Origin of the sequence: Moorena sp. SIO1F2 (assembly GCF_010672755.1) — a bacterium.
Taxonomy (GTDB): Bacteria; Cyanobacteriota; Cyanobacteriia; order Cyanobacteriales; family Coleofasciculaceae; genus Moorena.
On the sequence record NZ_JAAHFV010000463.1, the window covers coordinates 1 to 4,339 of the forward strand.

Genomic DNA, 4,339 nt, shown 5'->3' on the forward strand with positions numbered 1-4,339 from the left:
TGAACAAACCCAATTGGTACAAAAAATTCTGGTGGATAGGTGGCGTAATGATGCTATATCTGATGTTAGAGATGCTGTCAAGGAAGCTCTCAAGTATATATATCTAAAAACCGGTGGCTACAAACCTGCAGCACAAGCTTTGGAGCGATACTCGGACGATCCATTCTTCCTGGAACGTTTAAAAGCTAAGATATCTTCAGCAAACACTAACTAACGTAAAATTAAGCACAAAAAGTTATTTAAATATTATCTATACTAGAGTAAACTTATGTAATGAACTAATACCCAAGATGGAGTATCCAATTAGAGCCAGAGAAGGTAATCCCTACACAACTCTAGAGTCGAAACAGGTAAGTATATCAGAAATAATTAGTAAGCTATCTAATCCAGAAACACAAGTTGATGCCTTGCAAGCCCTTGGCATTAGATTTAATAATAAAATCTTAGACATCAAGTTTATTGAAACTGGCAATGCCTACGCCGATCCGGATGGAGATAGAACTAAAACAGAGGATGTATCAACAAAAAGCGTTGACGTAGAATTAATCCTTGATAACCAGCCACGGCAACCTCTTACTATAGAAAGTTATCTCGAACCCTTCATAGAAGATGGTGTTAATTTTTTCGGTTCTGTTACGTTCAAAACTCCTAATGGAGAAACTAGAAAAATACCGATGATTGGCAGAGGAACAGCGGCACTTGATGGCAGAGCAAATGATGCACACGCCGGATTTTGTGTTGGTGGTGCTTGTGCCTCTTTCCAAGAACGTACTGCTATAGTTCTAGCGGTCGCTGCTGCTGCTGGTGCTAAGGACGAGCAAATAGACTTGATTGGAGAAAAACTAGGGTATATTAATGATAAATATCACGGGCGCAGAGATATACTGGCTTATTCCTTAGAATGTGCCAAGAGGTCACAGATGCCAAGTTATACAGAGTACATGAAAGCCCGTTATCCAGAAGGTGAACGTTCTCCATTACTTCAAAGTATGATTAATACAGGGAAACCTAATCAGGCTTATTACCAAAAGGCACTCCAGAAAATGACTCCTGAAGAACTGGCAGAGGATCGAGAGGCAGCAAAAGCTAGTTATAAATCCTACTCTTAGTTCTTGCTTTAGGCATTTTCGAGGAACTAAATCCCAACTCTATTTTATCTTACCCTTTCAGAGATTATATTGATGGAATTTTAGTTCCCCAGAATAACCCCAAATCATAGTAGTTGGGTTTTAAACAACAGGGTTGCATCTATAGTTTCGCTATACAATAGCACAAAAAAACTTTATTTTAAAATAACCAAAACTATGGTATCTAAAGATATAGTCAGCAACTATTTGCAAGAGTTAAAAGATTCTCTTAAAGAAAAGTTAAGCAACAAATTTTTTAAAATCTATCCCTTTAAGCGTACTTATAAAGATAAGTCCACGGCTATAGGTATAGGTAAGGAAGTAATCTCCCGTAAAGAAGAAATTACTGGTTTAGATGAGAGTTTCCATAAATACAAGAGTCGATTATTGCTGCTTGGTGAGCCAGGGGGCGGTAAAACTATCTCATTGATTAAATTTGCTATCAAAAAGGTAGAAGAGCGAATTGATAATCAAAGTTCATTGTTGCCAATTTTTGCAGAAATTTACACCTGGACTGAAATTTATAATGATCGAAAAGAAATCAGTAAAGAGAGTATTATTGACTGGTTAGCCAAGCAAACAAAATTAGAAGGGGATTATCTCGAAAAAAAAATTCAAGATCATCAAGTATTATTACTACTAGACGGATTAGATGAACTTCCGTTAAATGTATCTCAAAAACCACAAGATCCAAATGCCCCTCGTGAAGACTATCGTGCTAAATTTATTGATAGTTTAAACTCTCTTGATGGTTTCCAGCAAGTTTCGATAGTGATTAGCTGTCGCCGTAGAGATTATGAAGAGATAACGGGGAATGATGATAACAATCCACTCAACTTAAATGGTGCAGTAGTCCTCAATCGTTTGAGTGAAGCAGAAATTAAACAGTATGTCACGTTTGACTCTACTTTTACGGATAATCAACAAGGGGCAAGACTCTGGAATCTACTGGATAAGAGTCCAGATTTACTCAAAATGGTTCGCACGCCATTTCTTTTATATACATTAATTTCGACCTACCAAAATCAAGAGAGCGACGGCGAAGTCAAACAGTTTTCGAGAGTCAGTACTCACGAACAATTGTTTGACAGATTTATCGAACAAGGGTTTAGTATAGAAAAGAATAAAAAAGAAAACAGAAGTCAACAAAACCTACCATGTTCTTCGGCAGAGGAACTCAAGGAAAAGCTAGGGGCAATTGCGGTAGTGATGATGAGTGATTCAGAACCCGATAATACTAAAATAGAAGAGCAAATTTTTTCTAAAGTTATCCCTCAACCGGAACAGAGAGATGCTTTTACTCGCTTAGCTAGAACTATCCAATTATTATTTGAGACTTCTGAAAAACAGGTTTATTGTTTTCGACATCTACTACTCCGGGATTACGTTGCTTTTCGTTATGCTAATAATTTTTTACAAAAGGGAGAGCTTCAGGATGACAAGTCCAGCAGCTCAATCAGCAAAATTGAAGTGGTGAAAGCTCTTGGTAAGCTAGATAACCAACGCGCTGTTGACTTACTAACAGGAGTATTAAATAATAACGAAGAAGATAAAGATGTTCGCTACGAAGCAGCTAATTCTTTAGGTCAATTTACGTCTGGAGTATATTTTCGAGGTTATCGACAGACCTTTGGCGATGACCATGTGATTAGCTATTCCCTGGATGAATTCTCTTCAGATCAGACCGAGGAATATTTCCGTCAATTTGTCTCAAAGCGAAGTATTGAGCGAAGTATTGCAGATGAGGATGTCAATAAAATTGATAGAATCAGCCGTGGCATTCCCTTAGTGGTTAATCTAGCCGCAACGATGTGGCGTGAAGGAATTCCCGTTAATGATATTGTTTCTGAACAGGGATATTCTCACGCTGAAATTGTGGCAACAGCTTGCGGACGCTTTCTGACTCACTTTAGTAAATTTCAAGATACCGAAGAAGATTTGCGAGCAGTTTATCTCCTCGCCATGATGCGTCGCTTTGATTCTGAATTTTTGCAGAGCATGCTGAATACTCCCGACTTACAGAGTCGAGGACAAGAGCTATACCAACGCTATTCCTTTGTTTCTCATGAATTAAGGCTAGATGATCAGCATCAAGTCTTCTTCAAGAAATTTTTGATCGAAAAACAGCGCAATGATTCACTGGTCAAGGAAATCAGTAGGGAAGCCCGAATTTATCTAGAAAAGCGCTTTAACGAATATGACATTAACCAAGCAAGGGATATCCGCTTAACCGATAGTTTAACCACTAGTGCCGAAGAGTGGATTAATAATTCCGAGAATCGAGAGATAATTAGTGATTGGATTTATTATTGGTTCTGGAAAAGTGAAGAAGAAGGTTGGAAGTATCTTATCCCTTATCTGGTGAAAGGGTGGTTTTATAACCTGGACTGGGCACGTAGTCTTTTGGACATTCCAGTTCAGTTTACCTCTACAATACAAAGCAGCGATTTGTTAAGGCTTTTCAAATGGGGTCTGACTTCTGGAACAGAAGATCAGTCTCTGCTACTAGAGGAATTAGAAAAACGAACTAATCAGAGATTAGAAGATAAAGAGTTGATAGCGATTGTGCTACTCAAACGGGGTGATTTACTCTTTGAACAGGGAAAATATCAAGAGGCTCAGGACAAATACCAGAAATCAAAAAACTACATACCCGATCAAGGGATAACCTTGAGACAGAAGTTATTATTCTCAGAGCAAAGAGTAGAAGCTTATATTAAAAACAAGGATAATATCCAAAATGAATTACTGAAAGTTCTCAAAAACATCGATAATAGATTGACACGAGAAGAAAACCAACAGCCAACATCAACTTCAGATAATTCGGATAAAAATTTAGAATACCAAGAAAATTATAGCCCAGAAACTAGTCAAGATGTACCACAACAGCCTTCAGATACAACGTCTTCCCCACTTTTAGATGCACTTCTGGCAAACAAGTTAAATTCTATCCCGATCAAAGCGGTATTTTTAGGGTTTATTGTAGGGGTTTTATTGGGGGTTTTGATTAGTGGTAATGGAAACGTTTTATTGTGGGTACTTGTGGGGTTTTTATTAGGGATTATCGTTGGTAATGACCAAATCCGTGAGGCTTCTAAGGGGCTATATGATCAGATTATAGCCCTTATCAAATAGCTGAGGTACTTACGCCCTTGGGGTTTTAGCGAATAGCGAATAGGTAATAGTAGTGTAAAGATATCCGACTATTACCA

The 4,339-nt window shown here is 37.9% G+C and carries 3 protein-coding genes; all 3 read left to right on the top strand.

Features of this window, described 5'->3' with window-relative positions; all coding sequences use genetic code 11:
* Positions 1-214 (top strand): hypothetical protein (locus F6J94_RS30920; protein ID WP_293047266.1); only part of this gene is annotated, 214 nt, incomplete at its 5' end.
* 76 nt (positions 215-290) lie between these two features.
* A complete protein-coding gene (locus tag F6J94_RS30925; RefSeq protein ID WP_293047268.1) occupies positions 291-1,109 on the top strand; it encodes a hypothetical protein in 819 nt (272 codons plus the stop codon).
* A gap of 195 nt (positions 1,110-1,304) precedes the next feature.
* On the top strand, positions 1,305-4,262 hold the full coding sequence (locus F6J94_RS30930; protein WP_293047270.1) for a HEAT repeat domain-containing protein: 2,958 nt from the start codon (positions 1,305-1,307) through the stop codon (positions 4,260-4,262).
* Positions 4,263-4,339 lie beyond the last annotated feature (77 nt).